This window comes from Thalassococcus profundi, assembly GCF_003344785.1.
In the GTDB taxonomy this organism is placed as follows: Bacteria; Pseudomonadota; Alphaproteobacteria; order Rhodobacterales; family Rhodobacteraceae; genus Puniceibacterium; species Puniceibacterium profundi.
In genome coordinates this window covers 1-17914 of record NZ_QPMK01000013.1, presented here as the reverse complement: position 1 = coordinate 17914, position 17914 = coordinate 1, and the positions used below count along the sequence as shown (strand labels likewise).

Genomic DNA, 17914 nt, shown 5'->3' with positions numbered 1-17914 from the left:
TGAGCGGGCTTTGACCCTCGGTCTTCCGTTTCCCGGTCGGCCGATGGTCAATGTATGCGGCGCCAGCCATTGGAAATCTTGATGCGGACGGGGCCATCGTCGGCTGGCTCGTCGGGTTCCTGCTCGGCTTTGACAACACTGATCAGGTAGCGGGTGGCGCCGTCCTCTTTGGAGATTTCGAAAGTATCGCCTTCCTTGGCACCTTCCGTCCTCAGGAATTTTGTGAGGTGCGTGATCCGGTATTCGTTTCGCGTCCCGTTCGGTTTGTGAAAGCGATTGTTGTAGTAAACGTAACGCAAGCGAAGTTCGCGCCCATCGGGCGTCACGCACTGGATCCATTCGTCTGGATTGTATTCTTTGGGGTCCAAGTGCGGCAGGAATGCCAGAAGCTCGGCATCGCCCTTGGGAATGAGGATGCCACCCATGTGGGCTCCCGTCGAGCCGACATCATTGGCACTGAGGGTCTTGAGGAATTTCTTCATCGGGGATTTCCATTGGGGGTCATCTGGAGTGCCCGTGTCAGATCCTCGGTGTCGCGGATTGCCACGGGCAAGGTCTCGTTCGCCAATTCACTCTTCCATGCTGATCGCTCGACCATCACCTGTTCCACAGTATTCTCGTAGAAGAGGCGGTAAATCGTAACCGGCTCGGTCTGTCCGCGGCGGTGCGCGCGTGCGCTGGCCTGCGTCTCGAGGGCGGGGTTCCAGAGGGGCGTGAAGTGGATGACGATGGTCGCGGCGGTGATGTTCAGCCCTGCGCCCGCGGCGCGCGGGTTGAGCACAAGACAGGCCGGACCGTCGAAGGCCGAGAATTCATCGACAATGGCTTGACGATCTTCCTGAGCAGTGCTGCCGTTGATGGCACCCCACCACGCGGTGGGCAGGTCATGCCCGGCTTTCTTCAGCAGGTCTCCAATCCTGTTGAAGGATGCAAAGATGATCACTTTGCGCCGGTTGATGAATGCTTCGCGCAGGAGTGCAATGGCCCGCTCCATCTTCGGCGTCATCAGGGGCACAGTGTCATTTGCCACCACGTCGGCGTTGTCGTGATCCTGAGCATCGTCCCGGCTCCGTAGCCATGGGTGAGCGCAGAACAGTTGCAATTGCAGCGTTGCGACCAGCGCTCCGGCCACAGGATATTTCTCGAGAGTCGTTTGCCTGACCAATTCGTATTGCCGGGCGAGGTCGTCGTCGAGCGAGATGGGAAGATCGACATCGATCCGTTCGGGCAGGTCGCCTGCGACATCGGCGACCCGCCGCTTCAGGATTACCGGGTCGGTCAGCCGCGCAAGGCTTTGAGCAGCTTCCACAGTATCTGGGAACTCGACCTCGAAGACGCTTCGTGTGCTCAGCATTCCGGGCACCGCCAGATCGACCAGCGACCAAAGGTCGAGAAGGGTGTTCTCGACGGGCGTGCCTGTCATGGGGATGGCGCAGCGCCGAGGAATGGTGGCCAGTGCCTGACGACGATTGGACTCCGGGTTCTTGACGGCCTGAGCTTCGTCGCAGATCACCCAGGACCACTCCAAAGACGAAAGCACGGCAATGTCGTTGACCATGGTGTCATAGGTCGTGATGACGACGGAGGCGACCTGCAGGTCGCGGTAGATGCCAGCGCGATACGCACCCCGATGCACCAGAATGGAGAGTGATGGCGAAAAACGGCGGATCTCACGGACCCAGTTGGCGATCAGGCTTGTCGGGCAGACGATGAGCGCCGGTGCAGTGTGCGGAGGCGGATCCATCAAAAGGAGTGCGATGATCTGCAGGGTTTTCCCAAGGCCCATTTCATCCGCGAGGATCAAACCTCCGGTCCGCTTGGCGGTCTGCCACATCCACTGGACACCGCGGGCCTGATAGGGAAACAGTTTGGCGTCCAGTCCGGGAATGGCCATCTCCGATCCAAGTTCGTCGGCGGCACCCGTGCCGGACCGGAACATATCCTGATCTGCCTCGATCTGGATCAATTCGTTCGGCTCCCGCGTAAGCCTTATGCCCAAGGCAAACGGGACATCCTGCGGATTGGCACCTTCAAGGATCTTGGCTACCAGATCAGGCGTATCCTGCGGCAGAGGCCTTATCGTATCGCCATCCAGCACCCAAGCGTGGCGCGGTGAGGGCGACTCGACAAAGGTCTGCGCGCCACGAACCGTCCGCAGGCCACCCAACCGGGCGGCAAGGCGCACGGGGCCGTTGCCGATCCGCAGGGCCGGATCGAGGACCCGCTCGGAAATGCTGAACCGGTCGCCAAATTCAGCGACAACCGCGTCAAACGTGCGGGGCATGTCGACCGGTAAGGTCACAGGGCTGCCTTGCCCATCGGATCGGCCATCAATTCGCGCAGTTCGTCCAATGACCACGGTTCGGGGCGGCGCGTGTGCACGGCGCGATGACAGTTCGGGCAGAGCGGCACGAGGTCGAACGCGGGATCATAGAGGCGTGGTTCTTTACGGAGTGAAAGTGGCTCGAGATGGTGAACCTCGATGATGCTCCCTGCTGGGCCGTAGGTTGCGCGCGGGTCGACGCCGCAGCAGACGCAGATTTCGCCGTGCAGCCTGATGCACAGGAGCCTGTTGCGGGGGTTCCGTTCCCGGCGCCGGACCGTTGAGACGAGTTCCGCCCCTTCATATTCCGGCTCGCCTTGGTCGACCTCATCGATAATGTCGTATCCGATCAGTTCGGCCATGGCGGCCATCATGGGCACGATCGTGTCGCGGCTTACTTGCGTCAGTGCGATTTCCGGGTCACGCGGGAGGTTTCGAACAATGGCCGTCATCCGGAAATCTCCGGAAGTGATCTTCCAGTCGGCTGTGTCTTGCCCTTGGATTGCGATCTCGACAGAATTGTCGATGGATGCGATGAGGGCCCGTGCCAAATGCACATCTTCGGGCACGGCACCGGCGATCCGACGCACAACCTCACCCGCAAATGCGCCAAACCTCAAAGTCACCGCGTAACCCTTCAGGCCATGCGGACGCAGCTCGGCCACGGGGCCATGCCGTTCCTCGAGATCCGCAAACCAGATCCGCAGGCCGGTCCGCGTTTTCGATCCGTCAACGGCCATGCCGATCGCGGCGCCGGTTCCAACCTCCAGCTCTTCACGGATGAGGGTTTGGCGCGCTGACAGCATCTCAGACTTCGTCAGCCTCATTCAGCTCCACCGAAGTGGGATCGGGCAGATTTCGCAGCAGCTTCTTGAGGTTGGACGAGATCTCCTCGCGTATGTCCTCGAACACCGGCTCCAGTTCCGGATCTGTGTTATTCTGTTCCGCCATCGCAAAGGCGTAAAGGAGCAGGTCCATGCCCTCAACGGCATATCCGCTGGCGGCGGCGCGTTGGTAAATTTTCTGGTAGAAGTCATGATGCTTGTTCAGCAGAACGCCCGGAACGTGATCCGACACCCCGGGACTGCGATAGGCGGGTTCGAACAGGTGTCCACTGGTGATTGTCGTGACCGCCTCGACGTAAATCGACTCCGGATTGACGTGTTCCTGAACGGGAACCTTGATCCTGATCTTTACGCCGCGCTTGTTGTTCACCTCGACGGTCTGGCTCACCGGATCTGCGCTGGCCACCTGTGGTTTGGCGACGTTCGCCGTTGCCGCGATGTTCTTGTTGGAACTTCCATGGTCGACTGTCGCCTTCTTGTTGGCGTCATCGCGGGAGATGCGGCGATACCGGTTGCCGGCTTCACGGTAGACCGGTTGCAGGAGGCCGCGAAGTCCGTCTTCCAGTTCTGGATGGAACAGGATGCGAGATTTCTTCACGTCGATACGGAATGCCTCGTCCAATTCGTGGGTGAAGTCGAATTCGATGCGCAGGAGCGACGTATGGGGTTCGGGTGCGCCAAATACGTCCAGCCAGCCGCCATCTTGAATGAGACGCCCCTCGCGATAGACATAAAAACCCTGCGCCCGGTTCGAAATGCGCGCGAATTTGGCCTCTTCTTCCTTTGTCATGTCGCGACGGTGAGGTAAAATCCACGCCTTGATACCGGCTTCCGCTTCGCTGCCATCGGGCAATTCGACAAGGATTCTCTGTTTCGACTCTGCGAGCACCTGGTCGGAGCGGGTCGGATAGAATGGATTCCACGCGGCCACATCGGCATCGTTGATCCGGATGGTGACATTCCGTTCGCGTTCATCCGACGTGTCGAGGAACCGGTGAAAAACCAGCGCAACGTGCTTGCCCAGGGTTTCGGCCAGCCGCTTGATCGCGGCCTTTTCCTTGGAACCGGGATCGTAATCCTTCGACAGGATACGGTCACAGTTTTCCCAGACGACGAGCGTCCCGGTATCACCACAGAGTTCCTCGAACAGATCAGCCTGATCGGGCGTCACCGGATCGTCGAGCATTTCCCAGATGTTCTGCGCCTCGACATGTTCGAGATCCCAGGTCAACTTCGCCAGTTCTTGGTCAGGCGACTTCCTCGAAATAAGGCTGTATCGCTTGCAGACCGAGCTGGAAGCAGTTTTCAGCCCCAGCCCAAATTTCCCGAGGCTCTTTGCGTCCGCGCGCTCGTCGGCACCGTATCGCATGGCATTACGAACCTCATCGCGAGTCATGCCGTGACCATCGTCACCGAAATAGACGATCTTCCGCCCGTCATGCATCAATTCAACGTTGATGTTCACCGCATTGGCTCCCGCGGCGATCGAATTGTCGATGATGTCGGCCGCCGCGGTCTTGACATTGTAACCGGTATCACGGAGTCCGACGATGAGCCGCGCGGCATTCGGATCGTTGATGAGGTCGTTCATCTTCCTGCTCTTTCACTTCATTCGCGAGCCGGACTTTCCGTCCAGACGTGAGAAAAGGTCCTGCCCTGAAATGCTGGCCTCGCTTTCAGGCCCTGCCAACCAATCTGCAATCACCGATATCAGAAAATCCCCTGGCACCTGGCGTGTTGCGCACTCCCATACTGTTAGAACGCGCCACCTTGACTCTACAAGGTGTTGTCGGACCGCAGCATCCCTTTCCCGGTTCCGTCCGATCTTGGCTTGCCAGAAATCTGTATTCGTCTTGGGGATGCGAAAATAATGGCAGCCCTCGTGGCCGTGCCAAAAACAACCGTGGATGAAGATCACGGCGCGATGCTTGGGCAGAACGATGTCCGGCTTTCCGGGTAGGTCCCGTCTGTGCAGGCGATAGCGGAAACCCCGCCTGTGCAGCCCTTTGCGCACCATCATCTCGGGCTTGGTATCCTTCGGACCGATCCGCGACATCATCGCGGACCGGGTCATAGGCGGCTTGTCAGGCACGCATCCCCCGTTTGGGGTGCAGTGCGACCGTATTGGTGATCCACGGGGCCATCGCTTCGGCAATGGCAATGGCAACCGGGGCGGCGACAGCATTGCCGAACTGCCGGTAGGCTTGGGTGTCGGAGACGACGATCTTCCACGGGCGGTTCGAACCCTTGCGGTCGAATCCCATGAGCCTCGCGCACTCTCGCGGTGTCAGGCGGCGCGGCGTTCCGTGGTCCTGGGCGATCAGGATCTCGCTGCCATCCTTGAAATATCGGGCGCTGAGCGTGCGCGCGACGTTGTGGGGCTGGCACAGGCCATAGCCAAAACCGTTCCCTGCCGCCTTGTGTTTGGCCGCGTAGTTCTGGAGGTATTTCCAGAGGTTGGGCGTGAGCGTATATTTGGCTCCCACCTCGGCCAAGGGACCGGTGGTATAAGGCTCCTCGACAGCCTCCGAACCGTCCTGCGGGTGTAGAATGTCCGCAAGTGTCGGTGAAATGCCTCCGGGCAGGATGACCTCGTCGAGGGAAAACACGGCAGGCACGTCACGCCGGAAACCGGCAATGAAGATGCGTTCCCGGTGCTGCGGAACCCAGTGGCGCGCGTCGATCACCTTGTGATCGACATCGTATCCCAGTTCGTCGAGGGCATGGAGGATGACCCGAAAGGTGTTCCCCTTATCATGCGACAAGAGGTTCTTGACGTTTTCCAGCAGGAAGGCCCTCGGCTTGTGGTGCCTGAGGATACGCACCACGTCAAAGAAGAGCGTGCCCTGTGTCTCGTCCGCGAAACCGTGGGCACGACCCAGCGAGTTTTTTTTCGACACCCCGGCGATGGAAAACGGCTGGCAGGGAAATCCGGCGAGCAGGACGTCGTGGGCGGGGATGTCACGCTCGTCGACCTTGGTGATGTCGCCGTTGATCTCGTGACCGTCTTCGAAATTCGCGCGGTAGGTTTGCTGCGAGAACTTGTTCCACTCGCTGGTGAAGACGCAGGTGCCTCCAACCGCCTCGAAACCTATGCGCAGGCCGCCGATGCCCGCGAAGAGGTCGATGAAGGTGAAACCGTGCGAAAAAGCGGCCATGTGTGTTCTCCGAGAATTGAGCGCCTACATACGAGAACCAGGGTCTCAGATCACGGACGCTACAACTTGTAGCCTATCAATGCCATGGAAAAAGTACCTGTCAAAGCTTACTATCAGGTTCACGGTGCCCTGCTGCCATGAGGGCCCGCAGTAGCGTGGGCCGGCGGCGAAAGCCAAAGATAAGCCGCTTCCCCTTCACGAAAAAAATTCTCGTGCTGGGCCAACTCGGGACCGGTTGCAATAATACCAGAGGAAATCGAACGGCGGCGGGTGAATGTTGCTGGGCTGAATTGTAACCTCCGGAATGTCGTTCACGATGAAATCGAGAAGGTTATTTATCTTGCGACCTCGACCATGCCACGGCTCGCAAAAACGCGAATTTTCTGCGCCGGATGTGCCGCAGCGGGCTGGTTCAGGAGGCTGCCGCTCAGACGTCTTTCGCTGGGATCGAACCTTGGGTCGCAAGTTGAAACGGTGAAGTGGTGCCCTTCCGCTGTGCGGATAGCCTTCATGCTTCCGTTCCGCGTTGTAGTAGCGCAGCCATTCATGGAGCAACTGATCGAACTCATCCACGTTTGATCGGAACGTGTCGGCATCAAGAAGCTTAAAGAATTCCTTTGAAATTATCTCTTGAAACCGCATCAGGCAACATGACCGATGATTTCGCACTATGATGTTCTGAGATAGATGCGCCTGAAAAAGAAAGTGGCTGTTCTCATAAGAGAGAAATGAATTGTCCGACTCATCCATTCCTTCGAACAAGTATATGGACTGAACCTTGCACCCCCATCCACGGTAAAATCGTGCAATCTGATGGTTCAGCTTCTGGAGCGCCTTATCTTTCTTATCGTCATTCGTCACAACGCTAAACACATATCCTGTCCAGACATCAAGGACGGTGAAGAGCAACATGTTGTCCGGTGAGCCGCCAGCACGGATGCTCCATGATCCAGCCACGAGCGCCCAACCGGGGCCTTGGTTCCGGACATTGCACTTGGGGAAACACGGATTCATGCGGTTGACGAACTCGGTCTGCTCGCAGCTCATACCGTCCAGAGTTCCGCGATCCTCCAGGGCCATCAGGCGGCCCCTCTGTGTCCCGAGACCTTTCCTGTTCAGGATGTTCTGGATCGTCGTCGTCGAGACCTGGCGATCATCCGACCGCAGTAGTTCCCTAAGCCTGTAACAGCCGAAAGAAGGATGCGCCAAAGCGAGATCGATTATCGCCTGAACCGTGGCGGCGGGCGTCATCTGCGGATGTGTCGTCTGTTTTCGGGGTGAAGGCTTCAACCCCTGTGTCCCTTGCTCCTTCTTTCGACGTTTCCAGTTGTTCAGTGTGTTGCGGTGTAAACCCAGCTCTTGAGCCGCCCTTTTCACGCCAATGGTTTCAGCCAGCTTGAGCGCCGACCTCCGCGCATCTGGCGTTCGAAAAGATGCTGCTTTGGTCACCGTAAAGCTCCGTCTTCTTGAAGCGGACTCAAGATGCAGGGGCCGCTTCGCACATCATGCACAATTTATAGGTTGTTGACCACCATAGTCCGGGAAAATTCAGCGTCAGAATTTGGATTAAACTTCAGCGTTTTGCCGTGCGAGTTCCATGCTTGAGGCCATGTTGGCAGCACGGCGCATCACTCGCGGCGCACAAAGAAGTTTCTCAGCGTTGACCAGAGGACTCGTGATCGGATTCCTTAGCGAGAGAATCACTGATCAGAAGGAGAAACGCCCAAAAGAAAAAAAATTCTTCGTCGCGAGAAAGAGTGGCCAACATTGCTTTTGAAACGAAGCAACCACGGACCGGAGATGATACCCCGATCGGACGTCGCGACTTTCCATAGCTCATCCATTGGCACCGAGTCACTGGCTCGTTGAAATGTCAGGATCTTCAAGAGCGGAGCCAGCCCGTATCGGCTGAGCGTCGACACTAACCCCAAAAATAGACCGCAGCCTTCGGGCGCTGTCGGCCGCCGTGCCGGCAGGCGGTCTCTCTATGCAAAAGGAGAACGAATATGCCGTGTTTTTCGGAGGGAAGAGTGTTGCCCGAACCATCTCGGGCAGACCGAAGGATCGCGAATGCGTCGAAAGGGCACTGTACAGGCTTCACCGTGCTTGGCGATGGTCCCGGGATGCGCACGGTATCGGAGGCCTGGATCGAACAGTGCCATCTGCAATTGCAGAGCGTGCGTGCAGACGTTGTCGATGTGCGGGAGCAGGTGCGCTTCGTCTATGGACGACGGGACGAGCTTCGGCATTTCTTCGACATGGTCGTGACGAAAGGCGACGGTCGGCGTATTGCGTGCACAATCAAGCCGACGATCGACCTTCAGTCGGGTCGCTTTGTCGAACACATGCGGACAGTCGCGTGGTGGGTGCAGGAAAAGAAATTTGCCCATTCGGTCCGGTTGCTGACTGAGCAGGATATCGACGCAAAAGCGCTGCACAACGCAAACATCAACGTCGCGCTTCGGGATCGGGATCCAGATGCCGAAGATGCCGCCCGGGCGCTCGTGGGGAATCTTCAGGGGCGCGTCAGCATCAAGGCCCTGACAGACAATCTCGGTCTCGGAGCACGTGGCTACCGCGCGCTCCTGAAGCTCATTTCTTTCGGTGACCTGCTCGTGCCCCAAAACGAGCGGATAACCCCGGTGACGCTGGTTTCGCGCAAGGAGTCCGTAAGTTGAGTGTTCCATTCAGAATGGTGCCGGCGGACCAGATAAAGCCTGTCGGGACCGGGTTCAGCATCGGCGTGCATGATCGGATAACGATCAACGGCAAAGCCTTTCGTTTGAACAGATACGTCGGCGAAGACGTGGAACTCGTGCCTGCAGATGGGATTGGCTTAGCCGAGCAGTTTCCGATGTCTAATCTAAGTCGCTTGAGCGCAATTGGACGCATCAAGCACGAGGTCGGGTATTACCTTCCCGCCGATCTGAGGCCGGCGGTGGGGCTGGCAGACGTCAGCTTCAGGGTTTCTGATCTTCCCGATAAGCCAAGGGCACGGTTCTTCAGCCGGTATGCCCATGTAATGGCAGTCGAAGAACTGGGAATTCGCAATAACACCACAGACATTGAAGAGTCCCGAGACAAGATTGAGGAGCTGATCAAACCTTACTTCCAAGAGGTGGCCTCTCAGCAGCAGATGCTCGAGCACGAACGGAAGAACCGTGGTGATCGGCGTATAGAGAGGGCTGGCCGGAAGCAGCGAGGCGGCAAGCCCGAGGTAACCGTTACCCTGTTCAGTTCGGACACGATCAGAAAGTTTGTCGCTGAATATCGGAAACACGGATTGTCAGCCTTGGTCGACAATCTTTCGTATTCGGGGAACAGAACCTCTGCCTATAGGCCGGAGGTGCTCGGTCTGATGATGGAGCTTGTTCAGGCGAGCTACCTTACAACCGAGAGAAAGACCAAAAAGCAGACTGTCCAAGACGTTCGGCGCGGGTTCCGGAAGGAAAATCAGAGGCGCGAGGCCGAGAATAGGGATAAGCCGGCGGCAGAGCGAGTAGAGTTGCTGGATATTCCGGGGCGTGACGCCATTCTGTCAACGATTGGTAAGCTCGACTTTCTGAAGGTCCTTATCGCACGGTGGGGCCGTGATCACGCAATAAAGAAATTACGATCCGTCGCGAAGGGCGTGCAGGTCTCCCGACCTGGTGAACGCGTCGAAATTGATGAGTGGCGAATTGACCTCATATCCATGATTTTTTCTGCGAAACTTGATCAGGTTTTTGGGAAAGACTTCATAGAGGCGTTGGAGCTGAACGGGGAGAAAGCGCGCTGGTGGTTGGTTCTCGCAATAGATTGTCGCACAAAGGTCATCCTTGGAGCCAAGCTTACCAGAAACCCGACCACCAGCGCAGCACGTGAATGCCTTCGCATGGTGATGAGTGACAAGGGTCAATGGGCAGACGACGTGGGTGCCCTGAGCCCATGGCCCTATGCCGTAATTCCCGAACTACTTGTCTCTGACAATGGCCCAGCTTTTAAAGCGGATTTGTTCAGCAGTACCTGCATGGACTTGGGGATGTCGTTCCTCAGGACAATTGGCGGCATTCCCGGCATGCGCGGGACTGTCGAGCGAGTGTTTCACACGGCAGGTCTCGATCTCATGCCACGGCTTCGCGGACGAACGTTTTCCAATCCAAGGGAGAGGGGTGACTATCCCGCGGCAGGCCGCGCATGTCTGGATGCGTCAGATGTCGCCTTCGCCCTGGTCCGCTGGATCGTCGATATTTACCACAACTCTCCGCATGCGGGTCTCGAAGGGCTCACACCCCGCGAGCAATGGGATGAGGATATATCCAACGGCAACTATCCGCTCCGAGCTCTGCCGGACACGCGGAGCAAAAGACTGGCATTCGGGCTTCGTGACAAACGGAAAATCTCGAAATCCGGCATCGTTGTCATGGGCATCAAGTATCATCACCGAGACCTCGCGGCACGGCTCATCCGGTCCGGACCCACGGTCGTCGATATCCGCTGGGAAGCGGAAGACCTGGGGGCAATCGAGGTTTTCCTTGATGGCGAATGGCGCGAAATTCCTGCTGTTCATGAGCGGTTCGCCGGTGTGAACCTCCACGTCTGGCTGACGAGCCGCCGAGCGCTTCGTGCCCGGTCGGCAGGGCGAAAAGCTTGGGACGAGGAGACGGTGTTTCGAGCGATCGACGAGATCGAGGCTCTTTCCGCGCACAAGGCGGCGGTCTTTGGACTTCCCGACACGGCGATCTCCGAAAAGGAATTCAAGCGCCTCGAAGCATCGCTCTTTTCGACTTTCGACATGGTCGACGGCGGTTCGCTTTTGGACGATGGCGAGGAACCTGGCGAGGAGATCCTGCCTCGCGAATGCGTGTGTGCCCTTCGGCGCGTGAGCCGGTTAACAGCCCCTCCCGCATAACCCCCGAAAACAACGGAAAAATCCGGCCGCAGCCGGATCGGGAGAACGCTTTCGCGAGGGCAAGTGGCGGAGGGAGCGGAGCGCCTGAAACCTCTGCTCGAAGTAGCGACCGGGATCCATTCTGAAATCGGCGAATCCAAGGAGGTTCTGTTCAAAACTCGGGCCTACGCTTGCTTGCGCTGCTTGCAAAACAAAGCATGATCAAAACGGATACAAACCAAGATCATTTTGTCTGCGGCTGCCGGCTCAAGGCCTTGGAGAATGGCCCGCGCGCCGAGCTTTATCCGAAGAAATCTTCTTTGAAACGGTCAATCTGATGCATCCGTTCGTGCAGGATCGTGACGATGCCGACATCGCCATTCGACAGGTGCCTCCAATAGACGAAATGCCGCTCGTACCGGAAGAAATACCCTTCCACCCCGAATTCGGCGGGCACGGCCCGCGAATGCACACCGCGCGTTTCGATCTGCTCGAACGCGGCGAACAAGCCGGTGATGTAGGTCTCGGCCTGCGCTTCGCCCCACGTGTCACGTGTGTATTGGTAGATCTCGTCGAGGCGGACGGACGCCGCCTCCTGGATCCGGATCGCCATGCGCTCAGGTCCGGTTCCGGGCGATCACCTCGGCGGCGGTTAGGGGCTTGTAGCTCTCCTCGGGCGCGGCGAAGGCACGGTTCAACTCGGCCTTCAGCCGATCAAACGCCTCACGCTCGACGCGCTCCTTGTCGCGACGGATCAGATCGCGGATGTACTCGCTGACGTTCTCATAGGCGCCGTCCTCGCCGACATTGGTCGCGACGAACTCGCTGAGCGCGCCGCTGACGCGCACGGTCATGGTGGTGGTCCGAGACATGGCGATCTCCCTACATCGTGTGTGTTCAAGATAACCAATATCGAACACGGAACAAGGGGCACGCTCGGCGGGTGGCGGTCCTGCCTACCCTTCTCCATCCTCCAGAACCAGACGATCCGCCATTGTCAGCAGCAAGACCAGCACAACGTCCGAATGCCGAGCGAGCGACACCAGGTGCTCGCCGCTCGGACCGCGCTCGCCTGCGAACCAGTATTTCACCGTCCTCTCGCTGGCCCCAGTCCACTTCATGGCGGACTTGATCGCCCGGTGGGTCGATCCGAGTTCCGCGTGCAACGCCATCGCCACGGCCGCGCGATAATCGCCCGGAACATCCTCGGGGTGCACAAATGTGCCCATCTTCGGCACAACTGTGCCCATCTTCACCCGCATCTTCATGTGTTTCTCCGCTAAATGTCTGGAGAGACATGAAAACCGCAGAATCCGTCTGCGCCCGTGACGGGCCGGTCCGGAAAGCTGCGGCGGGCATCCGCACTTCCGAAGGTGAGGAATATGAACGGCAGAACCGGAACGCCGGCGCATGGACGCATGAGGGGGCCAATGCGACTGGCCGCCCGCCGAGGCACAGCGCGGCACCCGCAACGGGCTTGCCGGGGCTTCGCGCTGTGAACAGGGGCACGGTGAATGGCAGGTCAAAGCGGCAACACCGAAACGGGTAGCACGGCGGCCGAGCAAGACGTCCCCGCTGTCGCCTACGTCCGGATGTCGACAGACCACCAGAAGTACTCGACCGAAAATCAGCTGGACGTCATTCGCAAGTATGCCGAAACCCGCGGCCTGACGATCCTGCGGACGTTCGAGGACTCCGGGCGATCCGGCCTGCGGCTGGATGGCCGGGAGGCGCTGCAGAGCCTGATGGCCGAGGTCCAGTCGGGCCAAGCCGATTTCAAGGCGATCCTCGTCTATGACGTCAGCCGCTGGGGCCGGTTTCAGGACGCCGACGAGGGCGCCTATCACGAGCACGTCTGCTCCCGCGCCGGCATCCGGGTCCATTACTGCGGCGAGCAGTTCGAGAACGACGGCAGCATCGGCTCGAACCTCCTGAAGACCGTGAAGCGCGTGATGGCCGGCGAGTACAGCCGCGAGCTGTCGGTGAAGGTCTTCGCCGGGCAGTGCCGCCTCGTGGAACTCGGTTATCGCCAGGGCGGCGCCGCCGGATACGGGCTGCGGCGAGTGCTGATCGACGAGCACGGCAATCCGAAGGGCGAGCTGTCCCGCGGCGAGCAGAAGAGCCTCCAGACCGATCGCGTGATCCTGGTGCCGGGCCCTGAAGAGGAGCAGCGGGTCGTCCAGCGCATGTACGAGATGTTCGTCAACGAGGGAAGTCCCGAGCGCGAGATCGCGGAGGTCCTGAACGCCGAAGGCCACCGCACCGATCTCGACCGACCGTGGACCCGGGCGACCGTCCATCAGGTGCTGACCAACGAAAAGTACATCGGGAACAACGTCTTCAACAAGGTGTCGTTCAAGCTGAAGCAGCGCCGTGTCGTGAACCCTCGGGATATGTGGATCCGGGCGGAGGGCGCGTTCCCGGCTATCGTCGACAAGGCCCTTTTCCTGCGGACCCGGGAAATCGTCGACGCCCGCAGCCACCATTTCTCTGACGAAGTGTTGCTCGATGCTTTGCGCACGATCCTGAAGCGGCAAGGCATGCTGTCGGGTCTGATCATCGACGAGGAGGATGATCTTCCCTCCTCCAGCGCCTATCGCAGCCGCTTCGGCAGCCTGCTGCGCGCCTACCGGCTGATCGGCTACGAGCCGGACCGCGACTACAGCTACATCGAGATCAACCGGGCGCTGCGACAGGCGCATCCGCAGGTGGTGGCCGAGATCATCGCCGGGGTCACGCGGCACGGTGGGCGGGCTGTGCAAGATCCGGAGACCGATCTGCTTCGCGTCAACGACGAGTTCACCGTGTCCATCGTGCTCGCCCGCTGCGCGGCGACGGCGGCCGGATCGCTGCGCTGGCGCATCCGCCTCGACACCGGCCTGGTTCCCGACATCACCATCGCCGTGCGCATGGACGAGGTAAACGAGGCGCCGCGCGACTACTACGTGCTGCCCAGCATCGACATGACCTTCGGGAAGCTGAAATTCGCCGAGCAGAACGGGCTCGCGCTCGATGCGTACCGGTTCGACACGCTCGATTTCTTCTACGCGCTCGCCTCGCGGGCCAGGATCGCGGAGGTGGCGTGATGCCCGACGACATGGAGCCGACCAGCCAGAAGCAGGTGACCCTGATCCCTTGTGACCGGATCCGGATCCTCAATCCCCGCGTCCGCAACCGGCGCACCTTCGAGGCGATGGTGGAGAACATCGCGCGCATCGGCCTGAAGCGACCGATCACCGTGGCGCCGCGCGCCGGGACCGATCCGCAGGAGTATGACCTGGTCTGCGGTCAGGGCCGCCTCGAGGCCTTCATCGAACTCAAGCAGGACAACATCCCGGCCATCGTGATCGAAGCCGACGAGAGCGACTGCCTCGTCATGAGCCTCGTGGAGAACTGCGCAAGGCGGCAGTACAACCCGATCGATCTGATGCGCGAGATCGGCTCGCTTCGCGAACGCGGCTACAACGACCGCCAGATCGGCGAAAAGATCGGGGTCTCCTACGAGTACGTGAACATGATCGCCGGACTGCTGGAGAAGGGCGAGGAGCGCCTCGTCTCCGCCGTGGAGACTGGACTGCTCCCGCTCAACCTCGCCATCCAGATCTCCAAGACCGACGCCAAGGGCGCTCAGAAGGCGCTGATGGACGCCTACACTCAGAAAAAGCTGCGTGGCCGGAAACTGTCGCTTGTGCGCCGCCTGATCCAGCAGCGCGAGCTCCGCGGGCCCCAGATCAAGAGCAATGCGCTCGGGCGGAGGGTGGCGAAACGCGCGCTGACCAGCGAGGGACTTGTCCGGGCGTATCAGCAGGAAGCGGCACGCCAGAAGCTGCTGATCAAGAAGGCCGAACTCACGCAGAGCCGGCTCATGTTCGTGCGCGAGGCGTTCCGGAAGCTATGCGCGGACGAGCACTTCATGACGTTGCTGCGGGCCGAGGGGCTGGAGACGATGCCCGCCGATCTTGCGCAGCAGGCGGTTACCGACGGACCCTTGTCATGAAACGGGGTGCGGACAAACGCCCGGCCAGCGTCAATCACGGCTTCGAGGATGACTGTGTCACGCTGCCGATCGACGTGATCTTGCCCCTGCGAACCCTTAGCAAGAGCGCAAAATCCAGCCGAAAATACCGTCAGATCGTCGCCTCCATCGCGCAGATCGGGATCGTCGAACCACCAGTCGTCGTCCCGAACCCCGACAAATCCGCCACCTGGTTGTTGCTCGACGGGCACCTGCGGATCGAGGCCTTGAAGGATGACGGCGTGCAGGAGGTGGAATGCCTCGTCTCCACCGACGACGAGGCGTTCACCTACAATAGGCAAGTCAGCCGCCTTGCGCCGATCCAGGAGCACAGGATGATCCGCAAGGCGATCGAGCGCGGCGTGCCCGAGGAGAAGATCGCAGCCGCGCTCGATCTCGGCACCCGCAGCATCCAGAAGAAGATCAAGCTGCTCGATGGCATCTCCGAGGAAGCCATTGCGATCCTGAAAGACAAGCCCGCTACGGGCGCCGTGTTCGACGCGCTCCGCAAGATGAAGACCATGCGCCAGATCGAGGCGGCCGAACTGCTGGTCAACGCCAACAACTACTCCGTCGCCTACGTGAAGGCGATCCTCGCTGGCACGCCGCAGGCGCAGCTGGTCGACGCGTCCAAGCCAAAGAAGGTGAAGGGCATCACTCCCGAGGCGATTGCGCGGATGGAACAGGAACTCGCCCGCCTGCAGGAGGGCATCGCCTCGATCCAGGACACCTACGGCCAAGATCACCTGCATCTGACCGTGATCAAGGCCTACGTCGTCAAGCTGCTCGGGAACGCCAGGGTCGTTCGCTACCTCATGCAGACGCGACCCGAATTCCTGTCCGAGTTTCAGACGATTGCCGAGATGGAGTCAGTGGTGCCGGCCGAGACGGAATAGCCGGCGCGGCAGACTTGATGGGGACCCGGACCCGATAAGCGCGGGGACCGCGGGAGACGCCGGACTGTGGGCCGGATCGAGCGCGGCGGTGGGGATGGCGGCGAACCCGCTCGGGGCCCACCAGGCTGGCTCGAGTTTTCGCCGGCCGCGCGGCCGCGCTCGTGACTGCGTTTCTTCGGGGCGTGTCGAAGGCCGGGCAACTTCGGCACGCCCACCCGCCATTTCTTCTCGCTACTACTCGGTTGCGACTGAACAGAACACGATCAAAGCAAATATAAAGCGGGAGCAAAGTGTCCGACCGAGACTTTCAAACGCATGATTCTAAGGGGAATCGTAGCCATCGGTTATTGCTGTGAATCCCATCGTAATCCCGCGAAATCGGAGGGAAAGCGATACGCAAAAACTCCGCTCAGCGGGCAGATTCAAATGCCGACCATCTGCCACGTTTCTCTGGGAATATCGTCCGATACGATTGCTTTCTCTCGCTCTCGCCGGGCGCGATAACGGCTCTCCGCGGCCGCGGCTCCTTTGCGCAGAGCGCCTCAAGACACTGACTTGCCTCTCTTTTTCTTTCACGCCTTCTTCCTCCTGCAACCGCTGTGAGTTGCGAAGAAGGAGATCACGATGAAACCAACCTGCTTGAACCAGAAAGAACTGGCGGAACGCTGGACCATTTCGCACCGAACCTTGGAACGCTGGCGGTGGGCCGGCGAGGGCCCTGCATACATGAAGATCGGAGGGCGTGTCGTCTACCGTATCGCCGATATCGAGGCCTTCGAGCGCGACGTGATCAACGCCACCTCCGATCAGAACGTCCCGGCCTACTGACGCCCCGTTTGTCCTGTCGGGCGAACGCCGGAACAACCTTTGGCCGTTGGGGGAGCCCCGACTGCGTCCGGGGCCTCCGCATCCGCGAACTACTCCAAACGTGCGCCTCGAGCCCCATAGCTGCGGGCCCGGGTCTAGCAGGGCGCGGCGACATTCTTGGTGACATCCGGATGCAAATTCCGTCGCTCTTCCGTAGTTTCGTCCGGGACGGTGCGAACGTCGGCGGGGCTGGTGTTGAAGACCCTGGGCCGGTCCCTGAGGCAGGGATCGGCGAACGTGCCATGCCGACAGGCGACCACCAAACATGGCTTAGAAGCGAACACCGGAGGGTTGTAGGAGGGGGCAACTTTCCCGTATTTTCTCAAGAAGGCCGAATATTCGGAGCCGGCGATGCAGCAAGACATCCTTACCGTCAGCGAGGTCGCGGCCTACCTGAGAATAAAGGAGAAGACGGCATACCGCCTCGCCGGTGAGGGTAAGCTCCCCGCCTTCAAAGTTGGCGGCTCGTGGCGCTTTAGGCGCACAGAGATCGAGCAATGGATAGATGAGCAAACTGGCGAGAAACAGCCAGGAAAGAGTTGAGGGAGCAGAGCTTGACTGAGAATGAAGGAAGACTTGTCGCTGCCGATGCCACTCTTTCCGACATCCTGACCCTTAGGCTGTGCGTCGGGTATTTGGGCGAGAAAGAGCAAAGCGATTGGTGGGCCTCGCTTTGGCTCTCCCCTCACGCGTCGGCATTTCTTTCGCCTATTTATGGCAGTCGCTCCGACGCCGCCCGCCTTAGTGGTGTGATCGAATCGGCACGGCGGGTTCACGACAGCCGCATCGGTATGGCCTGCCCCCATCGAGTGATCCATATGGAATGTTAGTGCATGGTCGGTCTGTGGTCCATCGGCATGAAGCTTTCTGGCGCTGGCGGGCGATATCCGAGGGAGCTGTGCGGTCTGACAGTATTGTAGTGGCGGCGCCATCTTTCGAT

Annotated in this window: 19 protein-coding genes; 8 read left to right on the top strand and 11 right to left on the bottom strand. The window is 59.6% G+C overall.

Annotated features, from left to right (window positions below; genetic code table 11):
* Nucleotides 1-47 precede the first annotated feature (47 nt).
* From DU478_RS15330 to DU478_RS15300, 7 genes are all read right to left on the bottom strand, one after another.
* Nucleotides 48-482 carry an EcoRII N-terminal effector-binding domain-containing protein gene (locus DU478_RS15330; protein WP_114511849.1) on the bottom strand — a complete coding sequence of 145 codons (435 nt, stop codon included), beginning with the start codon at nt 480-482 and terminating at the stop codon, nt 48-50.
* Nucleotides 479-2302, bottom strand: a complete 1824-nt coding sequence (locus DU478_RS15325; RefSeq protein WP_233501336.1) for a DEAD/DEAH box helicase — start codon at nt 2300-2302, stop codon at nt 479-481. The genes DU478_RS15330 and DU478_RS15325 overlap by 4 nt, the downstream gene beginning before the upstream one ends.
* A complete protein-coding gene (locus DU478_RS15320; protein WP_233501334.1) occupies nt 2299-3150 on the bottom strand; it encodes an HNH endonuclease in 852 nt (283 codons plus the stop codon). Before DU478_RS15320 ends, DU478_RS15325 begins: the two co-directional genes overlap by 4 nt.
* Complete coding sequence (locus tag DU478_RS15315) at nt 3131-4759, bottom strand: ATP-binding protein (protein WP_114511847.1); 1629 nt, start codon at nt 4757-4759, stop codon at nt 3131-3133. The genes DU478_RS15320 and DU478_RS15315 overlap by 20 nt, the downstream gene beginning before the upstream one ends.
* A gap of 12 nt (nt 4760-4771) precedes the next feature.
* Complete coding sequence (locus DU478_RS15310; RefSeq protein ID WP_233501333.1) at nt 4772-5260, bottom strand: very short patch repair endonuclease; 489 nt, start codon at nt 5258-5260, stop codon at nt 4772-4774.
* Entirely contained in the window at nt 5253-6326 is a 1074-nt protein-coding gene (gene dcm, locus DU478_RS15305; protein WP_114511845.1) for a DNA (cytosine-5-)-methyltransferase, read from the bottom strand. Before dcm ends, DU478_RS15310 begins: the two co-directional genes overlap by 8 nt.
* Before the next feature lie 195 nt (nt 6327-6521).
* Nucleotides 6522-7775: a helix-turn-helix domain-containing protein gene (locus DU478_RS15300; RefSeq protein ID WP_158545796.1), complete on the bottom strand. Its 1254-nt coding sequence runs from the start codon at nt 7773-7775 to the stop codon at nt 6522-6524.
* A 674-nt stretch (nt 7776-8449) separates the two neighbouring features.
* Here DU478_RS15300 and DU478_RS15295 point away from each other — a divergent pair.
* Both DU478_RS15295 and DU478_RS15290 read left to right on the top strand, forming a co-directional pair.
* Nucleotides 8450-9004 (top strand): hypothetical protein, encoded by a 555-nt coding sequence (locus DU478_RS15295; RefSeq protein ID WP_114511843.1) that lies wholly within the window; start codon nt 8450-8452, stop codon nt 9002-9004.
* The gene (locus tag DU478_RS15290; RefSeq protein ID WP_147276364.1) at nt 9001-11217 is read left to right on the top strand and encodes a Mu transposase C-terminal domain-containing protein; all 2217 of its coding nucleotides are present in this window, start codon (nt 9001-9003) and stop codon (nt 11215-11217) included. The genes DU478_RS15295 and DU478_RS15290 overlap by 4 nt, the downstream gene beginning before the upstream one ends.
* Nucleotides 11218-11497: 280 nt before the next feature.
* Here DU478_RS15290 and DU478_RS15285 read toward each other — a convergent pair whose 3' ends face one another.
* From DU478_RS15285 to DU478_RS15275, 3 genes are all read right to left on the bottom strand, one after another.
* The gene (locus DU478_RS15285; RefSeq protein ID WP_114511841.1) at nt 11498-11809 is read right to left on the bottom strand and encodes a type II toxin-antitoxin system RelE/ParE family toxin; all 312 of its coding nucleotides are present in this window, start codon (nt 11807-11809) and stop codon (nt 11498-11500) included.
* Nucleotides 11810-11813: 4 nt separating this feature from the next.
* Entirely contained in the window at nt 11814-12068 is a 255-nt protein-coding gene (locus tag DU478_RS15280; protein ID WP_114511840.1) for a ribbon-helix-helix domain-containing protein, read from the bottom strand.
* 84 nt (nt 12069-12152) lie between these two features.
* On the bottom strand, nt 12153-12464 hold the full coding sequence (locus tag DU478_RS15275; RefSeq protein WP_114511839.1) for an XRE family transcriptional regulator: 312 nt from the start codon (nt 12462-12464) through the stop codon (nt 12153-12155).
* Between the two features lie 246 nt (nt 12465-12710).
* On the opposite strand from DU478_RS15275, the gene DU478_RS15270 reads away from it, so the two are divergent.
* The 6 genes from DU478_RS15270 to DU478_RS15245 all read left to right on the top strand — a co-directional run bounded on the left by DU478_RS15270 (nt 12711) and on the right by DU478_RS15245 (nt 17804).
* Nucleotides 12711-14282 (top strand): recombinase family protein, encoded by a 1572-nt coding sequence (locus tag DU478_RS15270; protein WP_114511838.1) that lies wholly within the window; start codon nt 12711-12713, stop codon nt 14280-14282.
* The gene (locus tag DU478_RS15265; protein WP_114511837.1) at nt 14282-15193 is read left to right on the top strand and encodes a plasmid partitioning protein RepB C-terminal domain-containing protein; all 912 of its coding nucleotides are present in this window, start codon (nt 14282-14284) and stop codon (nt 15191-15193) included. The genes DU478_RS15270 and DU478_RS15265 overlap by 1 nt, the downstream gene beginning before the upstream one ends.
* Nucleotides 15190-16107, top strand: coding sequence for a plasmid partitioning protein RepB C-terminal domain-containing protein (locus DU478_RS15260; protein ID WP_114511836.1), 918 nt, complete (start codon nt 15190-15192; stop codon nt 16105-16107). The genes DU478_RS15265 and DU478_RS15260 overlap by 4 nt, the downstream gene beginning before the upstream one ends.
* Nucleotides 16108-16731: 624 nt before the next feature.
* A complete protein-coding gene (locus DU478_RS15255; protein WP_114511835.1) occupies nt 16732-16935 on the top strand; it encodes a helix-turn-helix transcriptional regulator in 204 nt (67 codons plus the stop codon).
* Between the two features lie 390 nt (nt 16936-17325).
* A complete protein-coding gene (locus DU478_RS15250) occupies nt 17326-17517 on the top strand; it encodes a helix-turn-helix domain-containing protein (RefSeq protein ID WP_114511834.1) in 192 nt (63 codons plus the stop codon).
* 11 nt (nt 17518-17528) lie between these two features.
* The gene (locus tag DU478_RS15245) at nt 17529-17804 is read left to right on the top strand and encodes a BrxE family protein (protein ID WP_158545795.1); all 276 of its coding nucleotides are present in this window, start codon (nt 17529-17531) and stop codon (nt 17802-17804) included.
* Here the strand turns inward: DU478_RS15245 and DU478_RS15240 are convergent.
* On the bottom strand, nt 17801-17914 hold a 114-nt coding region (locus DU478_RS15240), incomplete at its 5' end, for an integrase core domain-containing protein (RefSeq protein ID WP_147276363.1). The two genes, DU478_RS15245 and DU478_RS15240, sit on opposite strands and share 4 nt — an antisense overlap.